General features: G+C 64.9%; 20 protein-coding genes, 7 tRNA genes, 1 other RNA gene and 2 pseudogenes. 2 read left to right on the top strand and 28 right to left on the bottom strand.

Annotated features, from left to right (window positions below; all coding sequences use genetic code 11):
• The 12 genes and pseudogenes from ACZ45O_RS15665 to ACZ45O_RS15610 all read right to left on the bottom strand — a co-directional run.
• The gene (locus ACZ45O_RS15665; protein ID WP_464854268.1) at positions 1-1,431 is read right to left on the bottom strand and encodes a YlbE family protein; all 1,431 of its coding nucleotides are present in this window, start codon (positions 1,429-1,431) and stop codon (positions 1-3) included.
• Positions 1,428-2,999, bottom strand: coding sequence for an acyl-CoA synthetase FdrA (gene fdrA, locus ACZ45O_RS15660; protein ID WP_464854266.1), 1,572 nt, complete (start codon positions 2,997-2,999; stop codon positions 1,428-1,430). Before fdrA ends, ACZ45O_RS15665 begins: the two co-directional genes overlap by 4 nt.
• Positions 3,000-3,024: 25 nt before the next feature.
• Positions 3,025-4,278, bottom strand: coding sequence for a hypothetical protein (locus tag ACZ45O_RS15655; protein ID WP_464854265.1), 1,254 nt, complete (start codon positions 4,276-4,278; stop codon positions 3,025-3,027).
• Positions 4,279-5,466 carry an amidohydrolase family protein gene (locus ACZ45O_RS15650; protein WP_464854263.1) on the bottom strand — a complete coding sequence of 396 codons (1,188 nt, stop codon included), beginning with the start codon at positions 5,464-5,466 and terminating at the stop codon, positions 4,279-4,281.
• Between the two features lie 186 nt (positions 5,467-5,652).
• Positions 5,653-7,005: a uracil-xanthine permease family protein gene (locus tag ACZ45O_RS15645; RefSeq protein WP_464854261.1), complete on the bottom strand. Its 1,353-nt coding sequence runs from the start codon at positions 7,003-7,005 to the stop codon at positions 5,653-5,655.
• A gap of 87 nt (positions 7,006-7,092) precedes the next feature.
• Positions 7,093-7,953 (bottom strand): cysteine hydrolase family protein, encoded by an 861-nt coding sequence (locus ACZ45O_RS15640; protein ID WP_464854259.1) that lies wholly within the window; start codon positions 7,951-7,953, stop codon positions 7,093-7,095.
• Positions 7,954-8,204: 251 nt separating this feature from the next.
• Entirely contained in the window at positions 8,205-8,747 is a 543-nt protein-coding gene (locus ACZ45O_RS15635; protein WP_464854257.1) for a hypothetical protein, read from the bottom strand.
• Between the two features lie 398 nt (positions 8,748-9,145).
• Positions 9,146-9,721: a M20/M25/M40 family metallo-hydrolase gene (locus ACZ45O_RS15630; RefSeq protein ID WP_464854255.1), complete on the bottom strand. Its 576-nt coding sequence runs from the start codon at positions 9,719-9,721 to the stop codon at positions 9,146-9,148.
• A gap of 44 nt (positions 9,722-9,765) precedes the next feature.
• A pseudogene (locus ACZ45O_RS15625) lies at positions 9,766-10,857 on the bottom strand (IS256 family transposase); the annotation flags it as partial.
• 132 nt (positions 10,858-10,989) lie between these two features.
• The gene (istB, locus tag ACZ45O_RS15620; protein ID WP_464854254.1) at positions 10,990-11,763 is read right to left on the bottom strand and encodes an IS21-like element helper ATPase IstB; all 774 of its coding nucleotides are present in this window, start codon (positions 11,761-11,763) and stop codon (positions 10,990-10,992) included.
• Entirely contained in the window at positions 11,760-13,253 is a 1,494-nt protein-coding gene (gene istA, locus ACZ45O_RS15615) for an IS21 family transposase (protein ID WP_464857806.1), read from the bottom strand. Before istA ends, istB begins: the two co-directional genes overlap by 4 nt.
• Before the next feature lie 137 nt (positions 13,254-13,390).
• Positions 13,391-13,525 (bottom strand): annotated as a pseudogene (locus ACZ45O_RS15610) (IS256 family transposase); the annotation flags it as partial.
• 524 nt (positions 13,526-14,049) lie between these two features.
• On the opposite strand from ACZ45O_RS15610, the gene ACZ45O_RS15605 reads away from it, so the two are divergent.
• Positions 14,050-14,241 carry a DUF378 domain-containing protein gene (locus tag ACZ45O_RS15605; RefSeq protein ID WP_464854252.1) on the top strand — a complete coding sequence of 64 codons (192 nt, stop codon included), beginning with the start codon at positions 14,050-14,052 and terminating at the stop codon, positions 14,239-14,241.
• Positions 14,242-14,343: 102 nt separating this feature from the next.
• A tRNA-Leu gene (locus ACZ45O_RS15600) sits at positions 14,344-14,428 on the top strand.
• A gap of 105 nt (positions 14,429-14,533) precedes the next feature.
• On the opposite strand, the gene ACZ45O_RS15595 is transcribed toward ACZ45O_RS15600, so the two are convergent.
• The 16 genes from ACZ45O_RS15595 to ylbJ all read right to left on the bottom strand — a co-directional run bounded on the left by ACZ45O_RS15595 (position 14,534) and on the right by ylbJ (position 24,483).
• Positions 14,534-14,608, bottom strand: a tRNA-Lys gene (locus tag ACZ45O_RS15595).
• Between the two features lie 40 nt (positions 14,609-14,648).
• Positions 14,649-14,724 (bottom strand) — tRNA-Gln (locus tag ACZ45O_RS15590).
• A gap of 5 nt (positions 14,725-14,729) precedes the next feature.
• Positions 14,730-14,806: transfer RNA gene (locus ACZ45O_RS15585), tRNA-His, on the bottom strand.
• A gap of 33 nt (positions 14,807-14,839) precedes the next feature.
• Positions 14,840-14,915 (bottom strand) — tRNA-Arg (locus ACZ45O_RS15580).
• 128 nt (positions 14,916-15,043) lie between these two features.
• Positions 15,044-15,117: transfer RNA gene (locus ACZ45O_RS15575), tRNA-Gly, on the bottom strand.
• A gap of 37 nt (positions 15,118-15,154) precedes the next feature.
• Positions 15,155-15,231, bottom strand: a tRNA-Pro gene (locus tag ACZ45O_RS15570).
• A gap of 43 nt (positions 15,232-15,274) precedes the next feature.
• Positions 15,275-15,787 carry a metallophosphoesterase family protein gene (locus ACZ45O_RS15565; protein WP_464854250.1) on the bottom strand — a complete coding sequence of 171 codons (513 nt, stop codon included), beginning with the start codon at positions 15,785-15,787 and terminating at the stop codon, positions 15,275-15,277.
• A 1-nt stretch (position 15,788) separates the two neighbouring features.
• Positions 15,789-16,361, bottom strand: coding sequence for an RdgB/HAM1 family non-canonical purine NTP pyrophosphatase (gene rdgB / locus ACZ45O_RS15560; RefSeq protein ID WP_464854248.1), 573 nt, complete (start codon positions 16,359-16,361; stop codon positions 15,789-15,791).
• On the bottom strand, positions 16,297-17,118 hold the full coding sequence (gene rph / locus ACZ45O_RS15555; protein WP_464854247.1) for a ribonuclease PH: 822 nt from the start codon (positions 17,116-17,118) through the stop codon (positions 16,297-16,299). The genes rdgB and rph overlap by 65 nt, the downstream gene beginning before the upstream one ends.
• Positions 17,119-17,142: 24 nt before the next feature.
• Positions 17,143-17,961, bottom strand: a complete 819-nt coding sequence (gene murI / locus ACZ45O_RS15550) for a glutamate racemase (RefSeq protein ID WP_464854246.1) — start codon at positions 17,959-17,961, stop codon at positions 17,143-17,145.
• A 156-nt stretch (positions 17,962-18,117) separates the two neighbouring features.
• Positions 18,118-18,567: a MarR family winged helix-turn-helix transcriptional regulator gene (locus tag ACZ45O_RS15545; protein WP_464854244.1), complete on the bottom strand. Its 450-nt coding sequence runs from the start codon at positions 18,565-18,567 to the stop codon at positions 18,118-18,120.
• A gap of 277 nt (positions 18,568-18,844) precedes the next feature.
• Positions 18,845-19,224, bottom strand: a transfer-messenger RNA (tmRNA) gene (ssrA, locus tag ACZ45O_RS15540).
• 45 nt (positions 19,225-19,269) lie between these two features.
• Complete coding sequence (gene smpB, locus ACZ45O_RS15535; protein WP_464854242.1) at positions 19,270-19,746, bottom strand: SsrA-binding protein SmpB; 477 nt, start codon at positions 19,744-19,746, stop codon at positions 19,270-19,272.
• A 163-nt stretch (positions 19,747-19,909) separates the two neighbouring features.
• Positions 19,910-22,450, bottom strand: a complete 2,541-nt coding sequence (rnr, locus tag ACZ45O_RS15530; protein ID WP_464854240.1) for a ribonuclease R — start codon at positions 22,448-22,450, stop codon at positions 19,910-19,912.
• Between the two features lie 189 nt (positions 22,451-22,639).
• Complete coding sequence (locus tag ACZ45O_RS15525) at positions 22,640-23,143, bottom strand: inorganic diphosphatase (RefSeq protein WP_464854238.1); 504 nt, start codon at positions 23,141-23,143, stop codon at positions 22,640-22,642.
• A 101-nt stretch (positions 23,144-23,244) separates the two neighbouring features.
• A complete protein-coding gene (ylbJ, locus tag ACZ45O_RS15520; RefSeq protein ID WP_464854236.1) occupies positions 23,245-24,483 on the bottom strand; it encodes a sporulation integral membrane protein YlbJ in 1,239 nt (412 codons plus the stop codon).
• Positions 24,484-24,529: the final 46 nt, after the last annotated feature.

Raw genomic sequence — 24,529 nt, 5'->3', positions numbered from 1 at the left:
TTACCGGTCGGATTGCGACAGCCGCTCCTCCAGAGCCCGCAGACCCTCCACAAAGCAGTCCATCGGCGCACGCACGATGCCGGCGCCCACCTGGCCCACTCCGGGCTCCTTGTGCGCCACGCCGGTGTTGATGACCGGAAGGATGCCGGTATCCACCACCAGCCGGGCGTCGATGCCGGTCGGTGCGCCGGCGAAATCCAGGGCGGGAATGCCGTATGTCCGCTCCTCGCCCAGGGTGATGTTCCGCATCTCCTTGGTAAAGTTCAGGGCGTCGCCGACTGAGCCGCCGACAAACTGAACGATGGCCGGGGCGGCCGCCATCGCGAACCCACCGATGCCCGCCGTCTCCGTAATGCAGGAGTCGCCCAGGTCACGGGCCGCGTCCTCGGGGCCGTAGCCAGGGAAGAAGAGCGCATCGATCACAGGCGATGGGGCGGTGAACCACTGGTCGCCCGTGCCGCTGAGCTGAACACCGAACTCCGTACCGTTGCGGGCCATCGCCACCACGACCGAGGAGCCTTCGATCCCCCGGGCGGCATCCATGGCGACCTTGCAAGCTGCCATGGAGAGGTTGAGGTAGAAGTGGTCGTTTCGGCCGAGGAAGTCGGCCACCTCTGCCAGCTGTTCGGGCGCAGCGGTCTTCACCAGATAGGGGAAGAGTGTCCGCACGAAGAGGCTGGTCGCGGCGGTATTCCGGTTGTGGCACTCGTCGCCCATCTGCAGGGCCCTGGCGGTGATGGACTTCAGGTCCACACCGCCGGCCGCCCGAATGGCAGCGCCCAGGGCGGGCCCGAGCACGTCGCGCATCCAGGCCAGCCGCTCCAGCACCTCGGCGGAGTTCGCGCCGAACCGGAGCACCTTCCCAAGCCCCTCGTTCATGTTCACGTAGGCCCGGTTGCCGGCCTCCTGGTTCTCCACCACGAAGACGGGCATGGAAGGCGAAGTGAGGCCGGCCATCGGTCCGACTGCGCTGTGATGGTGGTTGGGCTCCAGCCGCACGCCCCCGCTGGCCGCGAGGGCCTCAGCCTCCGCGTGTGTGGTGGCCCAACCCTCGAAGAGAATGGCGCCGATCACCGCGCCGCGCACCGGGCCGCACATCCGCTCCCACGTCACGGGAGGGCCGGCGTGCAGCAGGATGCGCCCATCCATCCCCGGCACCACGTCACGGGCAGGCTGCACGTCGACGGCCACCGGCCGGGCGGCCAGGATACGGGCCAGGGCCTCTGCGTTGGCACGCTGGATGGTCTCTGCGTGCACCTCCAGCCGGTCCAGCAGTTCAACCGCCTCCACATTGCCGCCGGCCGGCGGGGCCCAGTGCACATGGATGTGCGGGGCATTGACCGCGGTGAGCGTCTCGGAGAACGACGGCACGCCGATGTTGATGATCTTCAACTCCTGATCCAGCAAGCGATACAACAGAGTGCTGCTCATGCCCCCACCCCCTTCAAGGTCTCAACCAGCAAGCCGGCCGCCCGGGCCGCCCGGTAGTTGGTGGACAGGATCGTCACACCGGCCTCCCGCAGCCTGGCCACCTGCTCACTGCGCGGCTGCGGGTCCTCCTCGGTACCCGTTACCGAGGCGATGAATGCCACGTAGCGACCGGCGGCGGCCAGCTCGGCCCGGAGCCTGGCCACCTCTTCGGCGATCGCGCCGCCCGGATCGCTGTTGCTCCCATAGCCGAGCACCACGTCGAACAGGACAACCGCCGTCTCGGGGTCCATGGCCTCCTTGCGGATGCGCTCCAGACGATAGCTGGCGTCGATCATCGGGTGCGGCCGGCTCTGCGTGAAGTAGTCATCGCCCATGTCCACCAGGGTATGGCCCCGGCTCTCATTGGGGTTCTCCAGCTTGTAGCGGGCGTTCTGGGCCAGGTTGCTGGAGACATCGGGCAGCATGGCCTGCAGGGTGAGGTAAGCCTCATGGCAGAGCGTCCCGCCGGAGAAGAGCCCCCGCACGAAGGCACCGGGCCGCTTCCCCTGGGGGTATCTGGCCGCTTCTGTTGCCACGGCGGCAGCCACCTCGGCCGTCGCATCGGGCAGCGGAGTGGCAGGCGATTCCACCGTCAGGAGGGCTGCCTCCTCCAACGTCGTCGCCATCTTCAGGCCGGCACTTCTCGCCTGGGCGACCACCTCTTCGTCGGCGCCCAGGAAGCAGACCACGCAGGGCTTGGTCATCCGGCGCACCCGCTCCAGCAGGCGCTGCATCGTCGCCGGGGCCGGCGGTTTGGAGACGAGCGCGATGCGCTCGGTGCCCGGGTCGTGCTCCAGCAGGTCGATGCCCTGAAGCATGGTGATGCCGCCGACCTCATCGCTCAGATCACGGCCACCGGTGCCGATGGCCTGCGAAATGCCTGCCCCGAGCTGGTGCACGAGCACGGCCACTTCCTGGAGGCCGGTGCCGGATGCCGCCACGAGGCCCGCCGTGCCGCGCCGCACGACGTTCACGAAGCCCAGGGGTACGCCGTGAATGATGGCGGTGCCGCAGTCCGGCCCCATCACCAGCAGGCCGCGCCGCTGCGCCTCCTGCTTCAGGGCGACCTCCTTCTCCAGCGCCACGTTGTCGCTGAAGATCATGACATGGAGGCCGTTCTTCAGTGCCTTCAGGGCCTCGCGGGCGGCGAAGGCGCCGGGGGTGGAGACGATGGCCAGGTTGGCCTCAGGCATGCGGGCCAGGGCCCCTTCGAGGGTCTGCACGCGCTCCTCCTGTGCCTGACCGCTCTCCTGGCCCACGGCGTTCAAGAGCTCGTCCACCCGGATCAGTGCGGCGCCCAGCGCCTCCTCGGTCTCGGCAACCAGGCCGATCACCAGGTCGTTGGGACCCATGTCGGCATACTCGGCCGGGTCGAAGCCGGTGTCAGCCAGTATGGCCCGGTTCATCTCCGTCACCATGACCACCGCAACCTGGCTGACCCCGGGCACGCGCTTCGCCTCAGAGGAAATCCGCATGAGTGTGACAGAGTCGTAATACGTATTGGGTCTCTTGATCAGACGGCGCTGCATGTACACTCCTCCAACCAGAGTCCGTTTAACCGACGATGAAGCAGATCACGACGATGACAGCCAGCGTGCCCAGAACGTAGGGGATGTTCATGCGAACAACTTCCATGATGTCCTTCTTGAAGCCCTGACCGAGGGCCGCCACGTTGATCTGCACAGGGCTGATCTGGGTGCCCAGGCCCGTGGCGATCGCGACCAGGCCCATGGCTGCGGGAGACGTACCGATGGCAGCAATCGTCGGCATGATCAGCGCCAGTACGCCAGCGCACATGGCGCCTGAGGGGATGGCCACGATGAAGGCGACGATGGCCGCCACCGGCGCGATGATCGAGGAAGGCGCAGCGCCGGCCAGACCGGCGATCGCCTCGAAGGTGCCGATCTCGCCCATCATGTTGATGAAGCCGAGGAACATACCCACCGAGAACAGGGTGACCAGGATGAACTGCCCGCCGTTGACGAGCTGCTCAGCGGCCTCGGTGAGGCTCATCTTGCAGCAGAGCCAGGTCAGCACGGTGCTGAGAAGGATGATCGAGCCGGGAGTGAACAGGGCGACCCCGAGCAGACCGTTGAGCTTGGAGCCGAGAATCACCAGCCCGAGCAGTGCGATGAAAGGGATGGACCGAACCCAAAGCGTGCCGGCGGAGACGTCGGCAAACTCGTCCTTCCCACCCTCGTCGCCGACGGTGAGGCTGCCGTACTTGCGCACGCCCCAGTAGGCCAGCGCTGCGCCGATCACCCAGAAGAGGATCGTGTAGGGCATCATGTTGCTGGCATGCATGGCCACATCCACGCCGGCAAATTCGGCGGTAATGACCGTCTCCGTGGAGGCGGGCGATGTGGTAAAGGAGGCGGCGGTGGCGATGGCCATGCCGGCGATCACGGGAGGAACGGCACCCACCGCTGCGGCCACCAGCGGCGCCGTCACCATCGTGTTGCCGGCGCCCATACCGGCCATGTAGGTGGCGGCGGCCTGGATCAGCACCATGAAGGCCGCCAGGAGGCCCACCTGCTTGCCCAGGCCCCGATTGGCCAGGGTGACGGCCGCCTTGATGGAACCCGCCTTGCCCACCATCATGGCGGCAGCGGCATAGAGAATGGGCGTGGTGATGCCCAGCATGGAGGCGGTGCCCTGGGTGAAGATGCTGCCGGCGTCGGCCGGCGAGATTCCACCGATGAGAATGGCGAGGATGCCGCCCACCGCGCCGGCCACCAACATGTGCTGACGGAGGAGCAGGAGAACCATGACCACGATCAACGGAACGAGCAGTAAGAACGTGTTCATCTAAGACTCTCCTTGTTCAGTCTCGTTTTCGCCGAATGGAGCCGTGACAGAGAGTTGTTCCTGTCGACTCATAACTTGCTGTCCACGGACGAATACCAGTTCAGGTGGGCGCTGGCCGACGATGACGTCAGCTGGGGATGCGGCATCCAGCACGATCAGGTTGGCCTCCATGCCGGGCCGGATGTCCGGCCCGGGCAGACGGTCGGGGTGACAACCGTCCATGATGGCCTCAGCCCTGTGGCCGGCCATCTCCAATACAGTCGCCAGTTCATCCTGGCCCCCCATGTGGGCGGCATGGGCCAGGATGAGCGCTTCCTGGATCATGCTGCCGTTGCCGAAGGGGTTGAACGGGTCGCGAATGTTGTCGGAACCGAAAGCAACGTTGACGCCGGCGGCGAGCAACTCCTTGACAGGCGCCAGGCCCCGCCGCACGTTGACCCGATCGCCCCGTCCCTGTAGGTAGAGGTTTGTCGAAGGAAGGGTGATCACGTGCAGCCCGGCGTCACGCACCGATTCAATGATCCCGGCCCGTCGTGCGGGCTCCTGCGCTGACAGCGAGCAACAGTGGCCCGCGGCCACCCGGCCGGCCATGCCGTGGCGCCGGGTATATTCAGCCACCAGCGGCAGGGTCAGGTCCGACGGATCGTCCGACTCGTCCACGTGCATGTCCACCAGAGAGCCGGCCGCCTCCGCCAGGGCGAAGACGATGCGGACATGCTCCTCGGGCTGCGGGTCACGGGCGGGAATGCCGCCGACGGCGTCACACCCCATCCGGATCGCCTCCTGCAGCAGTTCGGCGACGCCTGGCTGGTTGGTGATGCCCTCCTGAGGGAAGGCAACCACCTGTAGGTCCACCACGCCGCGCAGCTTCGCACGAGCCTCCAGGGCTGCCTCAACACTGATGAGACCGACCACCGGGTCGACATCCACATGGGTCCGCAGCCGGGTGACGCCGTGCGAGAGGGCGGCCCGGGCCCCGCGCATGATCCTCTCGTAAACCGCAGACCGGGTCATGTTAGCCTTGATGATCTGTCCCAGCCGTATGGCCTCGGTAAGGGTGCCGGAACGATTGGGCATCGCTTCAGACTGGAAGGCCTTGTCGAGGTGCAGGTGTACATCCGCAAACGGCCGCATCACCAGCCTGCCCGACAGGTCAATACCGTTCACGCAGCCCCCATCCGCAGACACGTGCGGCGTAACAGATACGACCATGCCATCCCGAATCGCAATATCCCAGCGCCCGGCGCGGCCGACGAGGGCAGCGTTGCAAAGGTTCACATTCGCCCCCCTTTCGCTTAGAGTCAGCTCTAACGTAACAGACCAACGGGCCGGTCCAACACGGCAACGCGTGCTGAAACCGGCCCGAGGGGTTTGTCACTTCGTAACAATCGAGGGTGGCTGCGCGGCTGCACCCGTCCCCGTCTTCGGACGGAAAAGCACCTGCTCCAGGAGCATCACCACGCCGATCACCAGAATGACGGTGTTCTTGAACAGGGTGCCCACCAGCCGGGGCAGCGCATCGAAGAACTCAGGCGGCAAGAGCGAAGTACCCAGGGCGAAAAAGACCGCAAACCCGCCGATGAAGATCTCCCGCTCGCCAAAAGAACCGCTCCTGACCCAGGTCTTTGCGCCCATGCCAATCAGCGTGCAGGCCACGCCCAACAGGACCGCGCCCGCCACCGGCTCGGGCATGGCGGCCATCAACCCCGAAACCGGACCGAAGAGGCTCATGACGACCAGGCAGAGGGCGCCGATCAGGATGAAGGTGCGGGATGCCACCCGGGTGAGCATGACGAAACCCAGGTTCTCTCCGTAGGCTACGTACGCAGGCACGCCCAGGGCCCCGGCCAGGCTCCCCTCAACAAGGCCGAACACGGTGAAGTAGCATCGTTGGGCCTGTGGGGTCACCTCCGCCCCGACGATGTCAGCATAGGCGTTGACGTTGCCGTACAGGTTCAGGGCCGAGAACAGGTTGACGATGATCATGGTAATGATGAGGTCCAGCGGCGGAACCTGTGTGCCGTAAGGAAACAGCTTCGGCCAGTTGAAGGCCGGCATGGCCCGCACCATGGTCCAGTCGAAGTGGCCCGATGTCATGAAGATCACATAGCCGAGAACAATGGTCACCATGACCGGCACGGTGGCCAGCAGCGTGCGGCCCCGCAGCGAGAGCCAGCCGCAGAGCAGGGCCAGCAGAATCCCCGCCCAGAACGGCCAACCGGCAGACTCCGAGGCCAACATGCCCAGGGCAGTACCACTCGTGGTCAGGCCGATGGTCATCACCATGGCGCCCTGGACGAGCGGCGTCCACACGCGGCTCAGGCGGCTGAAGAGACCGGCGGCGCCCAGTACGGCGACCACCGCGCCGGCGATGATGTAGGCGTTGAAGGAAAGGAGCGCGTACTCCCTGCCCCCCACGGCCGCTGCAGCCACCACTGCCAGAGACGGAACGATATTGGGTCCCGAGACCATCGCAAACCGGTGGCCCAGCAGCACCTGCACGATCGTGGTGAGTCCCACCATCAGCGCCACGCGGGCCATGAAGTTGCCCAGTTCGGGCCCCGAGAACCCGAGCCCGGTGCCTACGAGGGCGTAGCCCCAGACCACCGGGTAGAACATGATAAAGATCCACTGCAGCGAATAGAGGACGGTGTCACGCCTGGAGCGCGGCCTTTCGTCGGGCCGGTAGACCAGTTGGAGCGAAGAAGGGGCTGTACGGCTGGCCATGGCGCAATCTCTCCACCTTTCGTTGACAAAAGAGCGGCCCAGCCGTCCGATCAGGACGGCTGAGGCCGCTGCTCGACTGCACGAGCGTTACCGCAGGTTCTGGTTGACGGCCTCGATGAAGCGACGGGAGTCGCTAACCCAGCCGAAGACGCCTCCCTGCATCTTGATGGACTTGATGGCCGCCTCGTGGTTGCCGTAGTCTGTGGCACCCGTGCCGTCTTTCAAGAGCACGCACCAGTAGCCGTAGTCATTGGCCTCACGCATGATGGTGTGCACGCAGACGTCGGTGGTGATGCCGGTGATGACCAGGTGCGTGATCCCGAGGTTCTTCAGGATCATGTGGATGGTGCTGGAGCCGAACGCGCCCTTTCCGGCCTTGTCCACAACGATCTCGCCGGGGATGGGGTAGAGTTCGTCGATGATGTCCCAGTTCTTCTCGCCTCGCACCAGCAGACGCCCGGCCCCCCCGGGAATCATGTCGCCGATGCCCACGCCATCGCCGATGATCTTGCTCCGCAAGATCTTGTTGAAGGGCGCATCGGAGAGGTCGGGCTCGTGTCCCTCGCGCGTATGGATGACGGTGATGTCGGTACCCCGAATGGCATTCAGCACGTTCTTGATCGGCTCGATGGCCGCGGCCGTAAGCGACAGGTCGTAGCCCATGACGTCAACGTAGCCACGGGGTCCGCAGAAGTCTGTCTGCATGTCGATGGAGAGGAAGGCCGTGCGAGCGGAATCGAACTGGACGTAGGCCGTATCGCCAAACCGGGGGCAGTCCTCTACCTCAACGTTGAAGAGCGTGCCCTTGGGTGGACCGTAGAGCCAGGTTGGGAACTCGAAGGTCCTGGTCTCCTGGAACCGATCGTAGGCCTCCTGCACCCGCTGCAGCATCTTCTCCCGATGGCCGGACAGGTAGGGTTCGTATGAGCGTGGTCTGCTGGTAGCCATACCGCAATCACCTCATCGTATAGGTCCCTGGATGTATCGACAATCACAGCGGAATCCCATGCGGTACTTACCCGCCTAAAGCCCTGAGAACTCCCCCTGGTCCGCATCATCAGGAGTCCTCTGAACCTAACATAGCAAAGGGTGAGGTTTGGCCGACACGTCACGGCGCGCCGAAATCGGCTCCTGCTGTTTGTTACTTTGCGACAAACAGGGTGTCGCTGCGTGACAGCGGGCACAGAACAGCTTCAGCGTCAGCCAACTCCGTCGTCATCGTCGAGGTCTGTGATCAGGGCCCGGATCGTCTCGCGCAGCCCGTTCAAGGCGACGCCTGGTCCCTTCTCATGGGATGTGACCTCCGGCTCCGGAATGGGCTCAAACCAGCAAGCAAACAGCCGCTCCATGAACTCCCGGGCGAAGCGCCCGGTGACGATCCGGTCGGTGTAGTCGGAGACCGACAGAAGCTTCCTCCCATCCCGGAACAGGATGAAGTCCCAGAGCCGGATGCCATCCTCCTCCAGGGTTTGCAGGAACAGCCGCCTCGCTACGGGCGTCATCCTGCCCGTCACCGCGATGGCCCCTTCCATCCCGCTCCACGGCGCGACGGAAATGCCCGGGAGTCGCATGAACTCGTCTTTGCCTTCGCCGAGGCAGGGGTCGTCGGGAAAGCGGACTTCAAAGTGCGAGGCCGCGAGCACGCCATATTCCAGCACGGACTTCCATATTCCGCTGATGCCCCAAACACCTTCCGCGCTTTCGTTGTCGCCGATGAAGAAGTACTCCTTTTCATCCGACATGGTCATCGCTCCACCAACTTTATTGCGAGCAAACGCCCCGTCGCATCGGCCACCCGCTGGAGTTCCTCCCCAGATGGCGCTGCCAGCCGGACCAGCAGTGGCATGTACCGAAGGGCGGCTCACGCCTCTACCCGTTCGACCTCACGCTCCGGATAACCTGTTCCGAACCCCGGCAGCACACTGCAACGCGAAGACCCCGCCCTGGTCATAATCAGGGCGGGGCAAGCATACGGCATCCGGAGCCAACCCAGCGCCGCGACGGATTGTTGAGCCGGCCGGAATACGCCTCAGGATCTTGTGTGAACGAGGGCTACAGGGTCTTGTCCCTGTAGCCCTCATATGGCGTCCTGGATCGCGACCGATCAGCAGAGTGGGGCCATCGCCCGCATCGCACCGTTCTACCGCAAATACGCCTCGGTCAACACCACCCAGTACGCCGCGCCTATGGGCAGGAGGTCCTGGTTAAAGACGTACTGAGGGTGGTGCACCATCGGTGTATCGCCGTTGCCGATAAAGCAGTACGTGCCCGGCCGCTGCTGCAGCATGAAGGCGAAGTCTTCCGAACCCAGATACGTGGGGCCCGGATAGACGACGCGGTCGTCACCAAACGCTGCTCTGGCGATTTCATAAGCCTTCGCGGTCTCCTCCTTGTCGTTGACGAGCACGGCCCCGGGCACGCCTTCTCTGATCTCGTACGTGCATCCGTACCCTTCGGCGTGCGCCTTGGTCAGCGAACGGATTCGATCGAGCACGAGTTTCCGATCAGCCTCTGTCTCGGTCCGGACCGACAAGCGCAAGGTCGCCGTATGGGCGATGACATTCCCAGCCGACCCGGCCTGGAACGCGCCGACCGTGACCACGGCCTTTCTCTTCGGGGACACATTGCGCGCGACAATCGTCTGCAGCGCCATGACCAGCGACGATCCAGCCACCACCGGATCAATCGCAAGCTCGGGCATCGAACCGTGGATCAAGTCCCGTCAAGTGGTGTAAATCGGGTTCCAGCATTGTAGTTGCTCTAGTCGGCACTCAGCGGCAAAAGTTCAGGACGGCCGAGGCTCGGGTCATGGGCGTACAGTTTCGCCATGGACGCCTGGCTGAAGTATCTTCGTGGGGCGGTCATCCACTCTTCCTGCTGCTCGATCATGACGGCTCCGGCCAGGCGGATCAGAGCTTCTCTGTTGGGGAAGATGCCCACGATCTCCGTCCGCCGGCCGATCTCTCTGTTGAGCCGTTCCAGGGGGTTCGTGGAGTGCAGTCGCCGCCAGTGCTCAGTCGGGAAGGCCATGTAAGCCAGAATGTCCTCCTCGGCATCTTCCAGCAGTTGGGCCGCCCGGGGGAACTGTTTCCGCAGGTTCTCGACCACAACGGCTAGCTGAGACCTCGCTGCCTGCTGGTCCGGCTGTGCGAAGATGGTCCTCACAGCAGCCGACACCATGGACTGCAGGTTCTTGGGCACATAGCCGAGCAGATTCCGCATGAAGTGAACCCGGCAGCGTTGCCAGCTGGCGCCACTGAACACGGTTCGGATCGCTTCACGCAGACCGACGTGGTTATCACTGATCACCAGAAGCACGCCCTTGAGGCCCCGAGCGACCAGCTGCCGCAAAAACGCGGTCCAGAAGGCCCCATCTTCGCTGGGACCCACGTCTAGCCCCAGAATCTCCCGTTCGCCATCCTCTCGTACACCCATGGCGATCACCAGGGCCATGCTGGAGACCCTGCCGTTCTCCCGAACCTTCTCGTACTTGGCATCCAGCCAAACGTAAGGGTAGCGCCCTTCCAACGGTCGGTTGCGAAAGGCCTCAACCACCTCGTCCAACTCGGCGCAAAGCCGGGAGACCTGGCTCTTGCTCACGCCGGTCATCCCCAGGGCCTGCACCAACTCATCTACCTTCCGGGTGCTGACCCCCTGAATGTAAGCCTCCTGAACCACAGCCACCAAGGCCTTCTCGGCCCGTCGGCGAGGTTCGAGCCAGCTTGGCATGTAGGACCCCTTCCGGAGTTTGGGGATCTGCAGATCGATCGTCCCGACCCGCGTATCCCACTGACGTTCCCGATAGCCGTTGCGGTAGTTGCTGCGCTCAGACGACCGTTCGTACCGCTCAGCGCTGTGTTTGATCAAGAGATTGGGAGCCACTTTGATCATCAAATAGTGAGCCACCTGCCAACCCTACGGGGCCGATTTTGTTTCCATTGCGGTTTCCAGTTACCTGGCAACTTCTGGGGGTGCGTGCGGGACTTACGGTATCTCCGCGCGTTGCTTCACGGCTTCCTGCCGTCGGAGGGTCTCACGGAATCGGTACGACTCCCCGTTCATCGCGATGATGTGGGCCTTGTGGGTCACACGGTCGGCCAGTGCCGCTGTCATCTTCTCGTCTCCGAATACCTGCGCCCATTCCGAGAATTCCAGGTTCGTCGTAATGATCAGGCTGCCCCGTTCGTAGCGTGCGGCGACAAAGTGGAACAGCAGTTCGCTGGCGGCCCGACTGAGGGACACATAGCCGAGTTCGTCCAGTACCACCAGATCCTGACGCAGCCACTGTTTCTCGACGCGGCTGAGCCGGTGCTCATTCTGCGCCTCCTCAAGTTCGGCCACAAGCTGGCCCACTCGCCAGAAACGAACCCGGTAGCCTTGCCGGCACGCGGCGATGCCCAGCGCTGTGGCCAGGTGCGTTTTGCCGGTGCCGCTGTTGCCAACGAAGAGCACGTTCTCCCGATCCCGGATGTATTCACCCTTGCTCAGTGCCAGGATCTTCGCCTTGTTCACGGACGGAATGGCCGTGAAGTCGAAGGATTCCAGGGTCTTGGGAACCGGGAAGCCAGCAGCTTTAAGACGGCGCTGCAGCTGGTTGTCCTCCCGGTGGATCACCTCCTGTTCCATCAGGGCCTCGAGGTACTCCTCAAAGGTCTTGTTGTGCTCTGCTGCATCCCGCGCCAGTTCCTTGTACAGACGCCGGACCGTGGGGAGCTTCAGGCGCTTCAGGTAGTAATCCAGCAGCAGTTCCTGGCTCAATGCACTACGCCCCCTTTCAGCAGCCGGTTGTACTCGGCCAGCGAGGGCTGCTGCACCCGGATGCTGGCCAGTTTCCCGTCCGTGGAGGGCGGTGCTCCAGCTGCAAGATCCGGTTGAGCGCCAAGGAGTTGCCGGACCGCTGCGCAGCAAGCCGTACGCTGGGCCAGGGCTTGCTGCAGAGCCCTGCTGACCTCAGAAACCGAGTAGGTGCGGTGCAGCATGAGGATCTCGACAAACTCCCGCTCACTGCGACCCTGCGCCTGCATTTCAGCCCGGAACCGGTGGTAAACGGGCGGAAGCTCTGCCATGCGGAAGGGCTTGGCCTGCGCCAGCGCCCCGGGCTTTGCATACAGGAGTTCGAGGTAGTGGTCCAGATCGAGGATTTCCCGGTTCCGTTCGTAGCAGCGCGGATGACTGGCGATCTTCTCCTGCCCAGCGTAAATGTCGATTCGGTTCCAGTAAGCCCGCACCTGTAGTGACCGGTTCGCATACTGAACCGGAACGGAATAGCGGCAGGTCTCGAACGTCACGCAGGACACCTTGTTGCTCGTGACCAGCGCCACCTTACAGCAGTCAAATGGCCGAGCAGGCAGAGGGCGCAGGAACTTCTTCTCATGCTCCCAGCGTTCCAGGATGGACTGTGTCGAACCCTGGGGCACGCGCCGGGCATACTCCAGGCACCGCTCCCACAGGATGGCGTTGAGTTCGTCCCAGGTTCTGGCTTCCCGGTGTGGCCCGACGATGTAACGCTGGGCGAGACCGACCAGATTCTCTACCGAGCCTTTCTCGTTACCGGAAGCCGGATTGCAGAAGTTGCTGTCGATGAGGTAGTGGGTGCGGAAGCTCAGGAAGGCATCCTGCTCTTCCCGGTTGCGGCCTTCCAGGATTCGCTTGACCGCCTGCTTCAGGTTGTCCAGGGTCATGCGGCGGGGCACTCCGCCCAGCAGCTCCAGCGCCCTTCGGAGGCCGTCGAACATGGCTTCCTGCCGCTGAGTCGGGTACGCAATCACAACCGGCATGCCGCTCCAGCGTAAGCGGACACACAGGATCTGGACTGTGACTTCTGCACCGTCGAGGACCACTACCGCCTCACCCCAATCCACCTCGATGCTCTCGCCAGGGTCGTGGGCAAGGGGGATGAATGCCGGCTGCACTCGCTTCAGCCTGCGGATCTTGGCGATGTGGCGGCGGACAGTGGGCTCGCTGCCCTGGTAGCCCAGGGCAACCAGGTCCTCGTAGATCGTCCTCCCAGTCCAGCGTTGCTTGCGGGGCAAAATCTCGTTTTCCGCGAGTCGCCGTTCGATCTCTGCCTGAAACTCCGGGGTCAGCACCACGGGCTCGGTCGGCTTCCGCCGCTGGTAGCGCGGGACTTCGGTAAGCTGTGCATACTTGGCGACGGTCTTCCGCGAGATCCCCAACGCTTTGGCAACCTGTCGTTGTGACTTCCCTTCCACATGAAGGAGCCATCTGATACGCTCTACATGAGCCATCTCGATCTTCAATCCTTTCACCCCTGCAAACTGGAAATGCGGTACATCCCAGTTTACAGGTTTGGAAGTTCGAGGTGGCTCACTTTTGCGTGATCAAATGGCCCCCGAATGGCTCCCTTTTAGGTTATCAAACACACAGCGCCAATCTGCTGCGATACTTCCAGTTCCATGAGACCCTGAGCCAGCACCCGAACTCCTTCCCGGAGGAAATCCACGTCGTCCACACCGGACTTGCGCAGAAGCTCCTCCAATGCGATCCTAAAGTTGGTCACCTGCGGGTTCCCCCTTTGCGATGTATTGCTCCTACTTCGCATGGAACCCAAAGGTGGCCACTTATGTCAAGCAGCCCCTCCCACCGGAAGGTCCGGGGAATTTACACCACTACTTTGGACTCTAACCCGTGCCTGCAGCTGACGATGAAGCCATGGACGTAGGTCGCACCCCCGTTAGATGTTGCTCCGCATGGTGACCAGAATAGCCGATCATACGCACCGTCAGGCGCAGTGCCAGTACGAATTCCCCTGTATTGTTTCCCCCCTAGAGGGTGCGGCATGCTAGGCTTCATGTCTACCTGAGGCTTTCTGGAAGGATGGGTCGAGCGCACGGCCCGGCTGCACCGCCGATCGCTGCGCACCCGGCCTTCCCGCCGGGTTTGTTGCCGGACGGCGTGAGGTGCACCCGCCCGCTCGGTTACCGGCCACCCTGGCCGGCTGGGGCCGGCAGCATTTTGGCGGGAGGTGAATAGAGCCCGGAGTCACCTGCACACCCTATTCCCGAGAAAGGGAGCGGTGTGAAGGTGTTCATCGCGAGACTGCTTGTGATCATCGGTGCCCTCAACTGGGGGCTGATCGGCCTTTTCGGGTTTGATCTGGTGGCCTTCCTGTTTGGCGGCCAGATGTCGCTGGTATCGCGGATCGTCTACACGCTCGTGGGACTGGCCGGCGTACTCATGATCGGGGACCTGGTCGGTACCCGGCAACGCACCTGAGTGATCCGAAACTGTACGCCTCCGGCTGGGGCCGGGGGTGTGCCTGTTTGTAGCCCTTTACACGGACGCGAACGCTGAGGTAACATATCAGTTGCGGAACGCGCGAGAGTGGCGGAACTGGCAGACGCGCAAGACTTAGGATCTTGTGCCGTGAGGCGTAGGGGTTCAAGTCCCCTCTCTCGCACCAACCCGGAGGGATGAGGGCCACAGGGTGATGACCCTGTGGCCCTTTGGCACGCCGACATGACAGCACAACGAAAGCCCCCCCCACAAGTGGAGGGAGCTTTGCTTATGGTGGGCCATGTTGGATTCGAACCAACGACACCCCGCTTAAAAGGCGGATGCTCTGCCACTGAGCTAATGGCCCGTCAGACCCAGACCCCCGCCGCGAGCGGGAGCCTGGCCCGTGGCTGGGGCGGCAGGACTCGAACCTACGCATCCGGGAGTCAAAGTCCCGTGCCTTACCAACTTGGCTACGCCCCAAGAAGTGGGCTGACCGACCGGAGTCGAACCGGCGACCTCCAGAGCCACAATCTGGCGCTCTAACCAACTGAGCTACGGTCAGCGTATGAACAATCAGGAGCACAGGGGAAAAGCTTGGTGCGCCTGGCAGGATTCGAACCTGCGGCCAACCGCTTAGAAGGCGGTTGCTCTATCCACTGAGCTACAGGCGCCTGTACAGCACAGGTTAGTTTAGCACAGCGCTAACCACAGCACAAGACGCCCGTGATACCAGCGTCGGGGCCGACACGATTCAGATAAAAAAGGACGAAGTGCTTTCGCCCCTGAAGTGGACTTTCTGTGGAGCGGGTGAAGGGAATCGAACCCTCGTCGCCAGCTTGGAAGGCTGGAGCTTTACCACTAAGCTACACCCGCAGATGCTGTGTCGGCCCCTTCGCCGCAGTGGCTGCGTTGGTCGGGGTGACAGGATTTGAACCTGCGACATCCTGCTCCCAAAGCAGGCGCGCTACCAGACTGCGCCACACCCCGCCGTACCCGCACAAGAGAGTATATCCTATCCGAGTGCCTGCTGTCAAAACCTAAATGCTGCCTCTTCGCCCAGAAAAACATGATGCGCACGCACGGTGCCATCCGCAATCTCCAACACGGCGCACGACGGCGGATCCTGCGGCCTGCGGGGCAGGCTGAGCGAGCCCGGGTTGAGCAGCAGCACACCACCCACGTCCTCCAGGAACGGAATGTGGGAGTGGCCAAAAATTGCCGCCCGGGCGCCCACCTCCTGGGCCCTGTACAGCAGCCGCTGCGGCCCCGCCTTCACGCCGTGCTGGTGGCCGTGCACCATGAGCAGTTTCACCCCGCCCAGCTCCAGCAGCAACTCGGCCGGCTCGGTCGCGGGGAAGTCGCAGTTGCCCACGACGGCCCGCACCCGGGACCGGTCCACCCCCAGGTCCGACGCGATGCGGGCCGCGTCGGCCAGGTGGTCGCCCGCGTGCAGGAGCCAGTCGAGCCGGCCGCACTGCGCGCGCATGGCCGGCACATTGCCGAAGCGGCGGTGGCTGTCGCTCACAACACCGACCCGCAGCATGCTAAGCCTCCTCCAGCAGGGCCGGAAGGCGCTCCATGCACTTCGCCAGAGCCCGCGAACGGTGGCTGATGGCGTTCTTCTCCTCCAGGGTCATCTCCGCCACCGTCCGCCCGCCCTCCACCTCAAAGATCGGGTCGTAGCCGAATCCCCCCGTGCCCCGGGGCGCCTCCGTCAGCCGCCCCTCCAGTTCTCCCCGGAAGAGCTCCTCCCGGCCGGAGGGCAGCACCACCGCGATCACCGACACGTACCGGGCGGTCCGCCGTTCGGCCGGAACGCCCACCATGCGGGCGAGCAGCGCATGAAGCCGGTCCTCGTCGGTGCCCGGCACCCAGCGGGCCGAGTGCACCCCGGGCTCCCCGCCCAGGGCGTCCACCGCGATGCCCGAGTCCTCCGCGAGGGCAGGAAGCCCCGTGAAGGCCGCCGCGGCCCGCGCCTTGATCAGCGCGTTCTCCTCAAAGGTCTGTCCCGTTTCCGGGACCTCCGGGGCGTCCGGCCCGAGCCCGATGATCTCAATGCCCGCTCCCGCCAGGAGCGACCGGAACTCCCGCAGCTTCCCCTCGTTCTTGCTGGCCAAGACCAGACGCTTTCCCGCCACGTGCATCAACCTCCACTCCCAGGGGGCCGAGCTGCTCCCGCTGAATCGCCACGAGCTGCCGCACCCCGCTCTCGGCCAGCGCCAGCAGCTCGTCCAGCTGCTGCCGGCTGAAGGGCCGTGCCTCACCAGTCCCCTGGATCTCCACCACGCCGCCCGACCCGGTCATCACCAGGTTCAGGTCCACCTCGGCGCGCGAGTCCTCCTCATAGGCGAGATCCAGCAGGGGCACACCGTCGACGACGCCCACGCTCGTTGCCGCCAGGTAGTCGCTCACCGGCAGCCGATCGATGAGCCCCGCCGCGCGCAACCCCTCCAGGGCGTCCACCATGGCGACGAAAGCGCCGGTGATGGACGCGGTGCGCGTGCCGCCGTCGGCCTGGATGACATCGCAGTCGATGATCAGCGTTCGTTCACCCAGGGCCCCCAGATCGATCACAGACCGCAGGGCCCGCCCGATCAGCCGCTGGATCTCCATCGTGCGGCCGCCCTGCCTGCCCCGGGCCGCCTCCCGCATCGTGCGCTGCCCCGTGGCGCGGGGCAACATGCCATATTCGGCGGTAATCCAGCCTTCTCCTCTTCCCCTCAGAAACAGCGGCACCCGCTCCTCCACGGTGGCCGTGCAGATCACGCGGGTGCGGCCGACCTCGATCAAGACCGAACCCTCGGCGTGCATGTTGTACTCGCGCGTGATGCGCACGGGGCGCATCTCATGAGGCATCCTTCCGTCCTGCCGCATCTGGCTGCTTCACTCCTGCCGCGATCAGAGTCTGATGTGTACGGCCGCGTCGATGCCCCCCGGCCACAGCCGGCCGGCCACCTCCAGGAACCGCCCGGGGTCGCCCGTCGTGAAGGCGCGCCGCCGCCCCGGCTCCGGCCCGGGATTCAGCAGGCCGCGCGCCCGGAGCAGGTCGGCCACCTGCGCCGCCGTGGCCTTCCCGGGGTCCACGAGCCGGACCGCCGGCCCCACGACCTCCTGGATCACCGTCGCCATGTGGGGAAAGTGGGTGCATCCCAGCACCAGGGTGTCGACCCTCTCGGCCAGGATGGGCGCGAGGCAGCGCTCCACCTCGCTCCTCACCTCGGGTCCGGAGATGACGCCCTCTTCCGCACGGATGACGAGAATGGGGCAGGCCTGCTGCACCACCACCGCGTCGGGGCGAAGCTGGCGGATCGTCCGCGGGTAGATGCCCGAGTCGCACGTGCCCTGGGTGGCGGCCACACCGATCCGGCCGGTGGCCGAGACCTTCGCCGCCGTAACGGCGCCCGGCTGAACGACCCCCAGCGCGGGGATGGCGAATGCATCGGCGGTCAGCAGGTCCATCGCCGCGGCGGTGGCCGTGTTGCAGGCCACTATGACCAGTTTGCAGTTCTGCTCCGCAAAGAATTCCATGAACCGCAGGAAAAACGCCCGCACCTCTGCGAGCGGTCGGGGGCCGTAGGGAAAGTGCGCGGTGTCACAGGCGTACACCAGATGCTCGCGGGGCAGGAGATCGGCAACCGCCCGGGCGACGGTGAGACCGCCCTCCCCGGAATCGAACAGTCCGATGGGGCGCACCGCATCTGGGCTCAGTTGTTTCATGTGGCGTGCTCTCCTTCGGGACACTGCCTGTATGCGTGTCTTGCTGCTACTCCTAACGTACGGGTTGGACGGGCGGGCGATGCCGGAAGTTCCGGAGACGACGCGGCGCAGGCGCCGCCCCGGAGGAGCGGCGCCTGCGCGGCCGACCGATCGGGCCTACGCCTCGCGGCTCAGCACGGAACTCAGCTGCTGCAGCGACCAGATCAGGCGGGCCTTTTCGCTCGCGCCCATGCCCGACATCGCGTTGGTCAGATAGGCCTGCCGGGCCTCCAGGATCCGATCAATGATCTGATCCCCCTTCGCAAGCACCCGCAGGCGGATCACGCGGCGGTCAGCGGTATCCCGCACCCGCTCGATCAGTTCGTTGCGCTCCATGCGGTCAATCAGGTCTGTGGCCGTGCTGCATGCGAGAAACATCTTGGCACAGAGCTCCCCCATCGTCAACTCCCCATGTTCACGCAGCACCAGCAGGGCCTCGAACTGCGGGTTCGTGATATCGAATCCCCCCAAGATATCACGCCCCCACTTCCGCAGCAGGCCACCCACCTCACGCAGCAGGTAATCGATCTCGGCCACCTGCGAATTCACCGACGGCTTCGCGAGCATACCCTGTCACCCCCACGGGAATTGCCTCAGTTCTTTACACCACGCCGTCCTATGGTCCCCGAAAGATATGAGGCATAAAAGGATACTGTGGTGATTGGCTGAACTGGTCCTAATCTCCTGCCTGGGTTCCCCCTACTCTCTAATACGTTTACATTTTCGTTTTGGTTCGCATGATCCAAATAACTTGACGCGAATATTCCGCTTCGACAGTTTGTCGACATGCTGTCGTTTACGTATTAAACGCCCTGCGGCCGCAGCCGCAGGGCGTTTCGTATTCTGGTGGAGGCGGCGGGCTCTGCCTCCCGCGTCCGAAGGAGCTTCAAACAGGACGTCTCCGAGCGCAGCCGTCATTTTAGGTCTCGCCCGGTCTGCCGCCTGACGGCGGGCTGCAGTCCGGACCAACCGCAGTCAGAATCCTCGCCGTCCGGGTCCGCGGTCACCCCGAACGGAACAGCCCGTTGCTTTGACGCTACAACCCCGGCGCACGGAGCCCACGGTCCGGAGGAGCGATCGCGGCGTTAAGCCGCGTGCTGCTTACGCAGCGAGAGCGAAGTCTTCGTTGGCACTTATGCCTTTGCGGCCTGTTTAACGAGGCCGACCGCAACCTCGGCTCGCTTTCCTGGATGAATCCTCCCCCGTCGAACCTAGTTCGCCCCCTTTTACACAGCTGGGCTGCCCCAGCGAGTGCCAACCCGGGCCGGCTCAGTCGTCGTATCTGCCCCGCAGGGCCCGGGCCATCTCGCGCCTGGCATCGCGCGCCGCGATGTCTTCACGCTTGTCGTAGGCCCGCTTGCCCTTCGCCAGGGCCAGTTCGACCTTTACCTTGCCCTTCTGATTAAAGTATAACCGCAGCGGCACCAAAGTGAAACCCTTCTCGCGCACTTTGCCGTACAGGCGCCGGATCTCTGCCTTGTGCATCAGCAGCTTCCGCGGCCGCAGCGGTTCGTGGTTGAACCGATTCGCCTGCTCAAAAGGGCTGATGTGACAGTTGAGCAGAAAGACCTCGCCGTCCTTGATCTGGGCGTAGGCGTCACGCAAGTTCACCCGCCCCAAACGGCACGACTTGACCTCGGAGCCCACCAGCGCAATTCCGGCCTCGTAGGTCTCCTCAATAAAGTAGTCGTGGCGAGCCTTGCGGTTCACCGCAATGGGCTGAATCTCGGCCTTCGACCGGGCCATGCTCTCACCTCGCCAGGACTATTAATTATACCGCGAAGGCCGCAATCTGTAAAGTAAAGTCGCAGGCCATCTCGCAGCCGCAGGCGCCCGGGCCGGCAGCCGGGCTGCCCGTGTGCAGCAGCCCGCCTGTCCGCAGACCGGCCGCCTGGAAAGCGGCGCTTGCTCACTTAGAGGGACGCATGCCCGGGCGGCGCCGCACCCGTTTCACCGTCCGGGACGGTTTCGCCTCAGCCCTCGCTGGAGGCGCGGTCAGGGAGAAGGGGTTGTTCACCGTCGGATCGGTTCCGTCCCGCTCCCGGCCCCGGCCGGCCGGCACCGGCAGGCCCCACATGTCGTAGCGGGCGCCCTCACGGCTCTGCCCGTGCAGGCGCACCACGTCCGGCTCCCGCCGCGGCTCTGCGGGCTCGTTCACCAGATCCGCCACCGCCCGGGAGCCCGTCGCCCGGCTTTTCTCCTTGCGCCGTCCCTTCTTGGTCGCCGCCTTCGCCTTGCCCAGCTGGCCGGATCCCCCGGCCGCCGCCTTCCGCGCAGCCCGCTGCCTGCCCTTGCGCGGCACGGCCACCACGGTCTGCACATCGCTCTCTTCATCGAGCAGGAAGTCCACCTGCCGGTTGTCCACATCCACCCCGTGGACCTTCACCATGACCCGGTCGCCCAGCCGGAAACGCCTTCTGCTGCGCTCGCCGATCAGGGCATAGAGCTCGCTGTGGAAGTGATAGTAGTCGTCCGTGAGCGTCGAGACGTGCACCAGCCCCTCGACGGTGTTGGCCAACTGCACGTAGAAGCCCCACGGCGTCACGCCCGAGATGATGCCCTCGAACCGCTCGCCGATCTTGTCCGACATGAACTCGGCCTTCTTCAGCTCGATGGTCTCCCGTTCGGCCTCGGCCGCGAGCCGCTCACGGTCGGAGCAGTGCTCAGCGGCCTCGGGCAGCTTCCGCTCCCACCGGCTCCTCAGCCTGGCCGGCAGCCCCCTGGGATGCTTCAGGTGAGCATGGAGCGTCCGGTGAACCACCAGGTCGGGGTAGCGGCGGATGGGCGCGGTGAAGTGGCAGTAGTACTCCGCCGCAAGGCCGAAGTGCCCCTGCCGCTCCTCGCTGTAACGGGCCTGCTTCATCGTGCGCAGCAGCACGGAGCCGATCAGGTTCTCCTCCGGCCGGTCCTTCGCCCAGGCCGTCACCTTCTGGAGATCCTTCGGCGCCACCGAGCCGTCCCGCGGCAGCCTCAGGTTGTACCCGAACAGGTGGAGGAACTCGCTCAGGCCCGCGACCCGGTCGGAAGCCGGCGGCTCGTGAATGCGGTACAGCAGGGGCAGACCCAGTTCGCTGCAGTGCTCCGCCACCGTCTCATTGGCAATGAGCATGAACTCCTCGATGATCCGCTCGGAGATGCCCCGGTCCACCCGCAGGATGTCGGTGGGCCAGCCCTGCTCGTTGAGCTGCACCTTGGCCTCGGGCAGGTCGAAATCCAGGGCGCCGCGCCGCATGCGCCGCTCCCGCAACACCGCCATCAGCTCCGCCATCTCCCGGCACATGGGCACCAGCGGTTCCAGGCCCTCCGCCGCCCCCGGTTCGCCCGCGAGAATGCGGTTCACCGCGGTGTAGGTCAGCCGGGCCGTCGTGCGGATGACAGCAGGAAAGATCTCGTAGGACCTGACCTCACCGCGTGCGTCGATCTCCATCACGCACGAGAGCGTGAGCCGGTCCACCCCGGGGTTGAGCGAGCAGATGCCATTTGAAAGGCGCGGCGGCAGCATCGGCACGACCCGGTCCGCCAGGTAGACGGACGTGCCCCGCCTGTACGCCTCCCGGTCCAGCGCGGAACCCTCGGGAACGTAGGCGGACACGTCGGCGATGTGCACCCCGAGCTGCCAGCGGTTGGGGCCCAGCCGCACCACGCTGATGGCGTCGTCCAGGTCCTTGGCATCCTCGCCGTCAATCGTGACGATCGTCCAGGAGCGAAGGTCCCGGCGCCCCTCCGCGCGCACCTGCTCCTCTGACACCGCGTCGGGAACCTGCTCGGCCTCCCGCAGGACCTTGTCCGGGAAGGCCTCGGGCAGTCCGTGCTTACGGATGATGCTGACGATGTCGACGCCGGCATCGCCCTTCATGCCCAGGCGCTCGACCACGCGCCCCTCGGCGCCCCGGCGGGCGTCGGGCCAGTGCACGATCTGGACCACGACCTTCTCGCCGTTCCGCGCGCCGTTGGTCATGCCCTTGGGCACGTAGATATCCTCGGGCAGCCGCTTGTCGTCGGGCACCACGTAGGCCAGGTGCCGGGTCGCCTCAAAGGTGCCCACCACGCGCGCGTTGGCGCGCTCCAGGATGCGGATCACCTCGCCCTCCGGCCGCTCGTCGGCGCGGACCCGGCCGTGAATCCGCGCGATCACCCGGTCGTTGTGCCAGGCGCCGCCCAGCGCCTCCCGGCCAATGAACACGTCCTCGGCGCCGGGTTGGTCAGGCACCACGAAGGCAAATCCGCGGGGGTGCCCCTGAAGGCGGCCGACAACCAGGTTCATCCGTTCGGGGGCCCCGTATCGCTCGGTGCGGGTTCGCACCACCTCGCCTGCGCGCTCCATCTGCTCCAGGGTCCTGCGCAGCCGCGCATGCTGCTTCTCCGGAATGCCCAGGGCCTCGGCGAGCTCGGTGAAGCCCATGGGCTTGTACGCCTTCTCCCGGATGAATTCGGCGATTCGTTCTCTCACTTCATTACCACCTTACATCAACTACAGCCTCTGCGCCCGCGATTACCGTCTATCCTGCACGGAAAGCGACAGCATCATGAACGCAGGCGACAAAAAGATCCCCGCGCGCCGGACTGCGGCGGCCGGGCCCGCCCACGGAAGCCCGCGCCGCCGCAGTGGACAGCCAGGTGCACCGATTCCCCTGCCCGCTCACGCGCGCGCCGACCTGGACCACCGGTACAGCTCCCTGGCGGCCCGCAGCTTCTCCAGGGCGACATCCAGGCCGAACCAGCCTTCGATGACGGTCTGCTTACCTTCGAGGTCCTTATAGGTACGGAAGAAATGCTCGATCTCCAGCAGCCTGTGCGGCGGCACCCCGCTCAGGTCCTTCACCTGCGCGTAGCGGGGGTCCCGCTCCGCCACTCCGAGCAGCTTGTTGTCGACTCCCTTGTCGTCTGACATCACGAGCACGCCGATCAGGCGGGTATCGATGATGCACCCCGGCACCGTCGGGTTGGTGACCAGAACCAGAATGTCGATCGGGTCGCCATCCTCTTCGAGGGTCTCGTCGACAAAGCCGTAGTCGGCCGGGTAGTGTACAGGCGAGTACAGCACCCGGTCCAGGCGCAGGAGACCGCGCTCCTTGTCGACCTCGTACTTATTCTGGCTGCCTGCGGGAATCTCTATGATCGCTTCAACCAGAGCCTCAGACACCGTAACAGTCTCCTTTCACGCCACCGGCCGGCCCGATACACCACGCTGCCATTATAGTAACACGGATGCGAACCCGCAAGCATGGCCCGGCCCGCAATCCCCTACCGGCGGGCGTGGAAGAACACCCAGCGGACGCCGCCGGTGACCAGGGCGGCCCCGGCGCCGATCAGCGCCAGGCAGAGCGGAATGATCAGCGACCAGCCGGCGCCCCGGATGAGCTGCTCCCAGAAAGGCATCTGCCAGAGCGCTGTCGGCAGCCCCCCCAGGACCGGCAGCACCCGGGCCGCGCCCAGGGCCGGCCCGGCCGCCGGCAGCAGGACGAGGGTGCTGATGAAAGCCAGGACCGCATGCAGGAGCCGCGCGGCCACGTAGGGACCCATCCGGATGTCGGTGCCGCTCAGCACGCTGGCCACCTGGCCGTGCACCGAGAGCCCGCTCCAGGCGATGATCGCGCCGGCGATGGCGACCTGCTGCACCAGCGGGGCGCCCGTGGCCCGTGAGGCCGCCAGGGTGCCCAGGTCGAGCTCCAGGAGGCCGATGACCGCGGCCCGCACCAGGGCCGTGTCGATGTCGAGCAGTTCAAACAGCCACCGGAAGGGCGCGCCGATGTAGGGAAAGAGGCCAGTCACCTCAATCATGCGGGCCAGCGTCGCGAACAGCATGATGTAACCGCAAATCAATGCCATGGTCTTCATGGAGTCCTTGATGGCATCCCCCAGCATCTGGCCCATCGGCCTGCCGTCCTCCCGCCGCGCTTTGATCAGAGCGGCAATCGCCCTGCTGAGGACGTTCCCTTTCCGATCCGGCTCGGGCGTCCGCTCGGTTTCCTGAATCCCGTAGAATCGGAAGGTGAGCCCCACGAGGAAGGCGGCAAGATAGTGCGCCAGGGCCATCGTACCGCCCAGGGCCGGCATGCCGAACATGCCCACGGCGACGGCCCCCCAGATGAACAGGGGATCCGCCGTGTTGGAGAAGGCCAGCATGCGCTCCCCCTCCACGCGGGTGCACATGTTGCTCTTGCGGAACCGCGCGGTGATCACTGCGTCCATGGGGTATCCTGCGGCCAGGCCCATCGACAGGACGAAGGCGCCTTCGCCCGGCACGTTGAACAGGGGCCGCATGAGCGGCGTGAAGAGGACCCCGATGAAGTGAACAACCCCTAGGCCCAGCAGCATCTCGCTCAGGATGAAGAAGGGCAGCAGGGAGGGGAAGACGACGGTGAAGAACAGGTTCATCCCTTCCTTGGCAGCCTCCAGGGAGTCCTTCGGGTAGATCACCAGGGCAAGGGTAAGCATCACGGCAACGGCCGCCAGGGCCAGGGATGAGAACTTGCCTCGCATGGGGCACCTCCGGCAGTAGAGTATGGCACGTCCCATTCGGGCCGTG

The sequence above is a fragment of the Symbiobacterium turbinis genome, assembly GCF_055383075.1.
The sequence above is the reverse complement of the archived record's forward strand: the minus strand, read 5'-3'. Positions and strand labels throughout refer to the sequence as shown.

Coding starts and splice junctions, on each gene's coding strand:
- ACZ45O_RS15665 (WP_464854268.1), bottom strand. CDS start 1,431: ATGAGCAGCACTCTGTTGTATCGCTTGCTGGATCAGGAGTTGAAGATC.
- fdrA (WP_464854266.1), bottom strand. CDS start 2,999: ATGCAGCGCCGTCTGATCAAGAGACCCAATACGTATTACGACTCTGTC.
- ACZ45O_RS15655 (WP_464854265.1), bottom strand. CDS start 4,278: ATGAACACGTTCTTACTGCTCGTTCCGTTGATCGTGGTCATGGTTCTC.
- ACZ45O_RS15645 (WP_464854261.1), bottom strand. CDS start 7,005: ATGGCCAGCCGTACAGCCCCTTCTTCGCTCCAACTGGTCTACCGGCCC.
- ACZ45O_RS15640 (WP_464854259.1), bottom strand. CDS start 7,953: ATGGCTACCAGCAGACCACGCTCATACGAACCCTACCTGTCCGGCCAT.
- ACZ45O_RS15635 (WP_464854257.1), bottom strand. CDS start 8,747: ATGTCGGATGAAAAGGAGTACTTCTTCATCGGCGACAACGAAAGCGCG.
- istA (WP_464857806.1), bottom strand. CDS start 13,253: ATGGCTCATGTAGAGCGTATCAGATGGCTCCTTCATGTGGAAGGGAAG.
- ACZ45O_RS15565 (WP_464854250.1), bottom strand. CDS start 15,787: ATGCTGCGGGTCGGTGTTGTGAGCGACAGCCACCGCCGCTTCGGCAAT.
- rph (WP_464854247.1), bottom strand. CDS start 17,118: ATGCGGCAGGACGGAAGGATGCCTCATGAGATGCGCCCCGTGCGCATC.
- murI (WP_464854246.1), bottom strand. CDS start 17,961: ATGAAACAACTGAGCCCAGATGCGGTGCGCCCCATCGGACTGTTCGAT.
- ACZ45O_RS15545 (WP_464854244.1), bottom strand. CDS start 18,567: ATGCTCGCGAAGCCGTCGGTGAATTCGCAGGTGGCCGAGATCGATTAC.
- smpB (WP_464854242.1), bottom strand. CDS start 19,746: ATGGCCCGGTCGAAGGCCGAGATTCAGCCCATTGCGGTGAACCGCAAG.
- ylbJ (WP_464854236.1), bottom strand. CDS start 24,483: ATGCGAGGCAAGTTCTCATCCCTGGCCCTGGCGGCCGTTGCCGTGATG.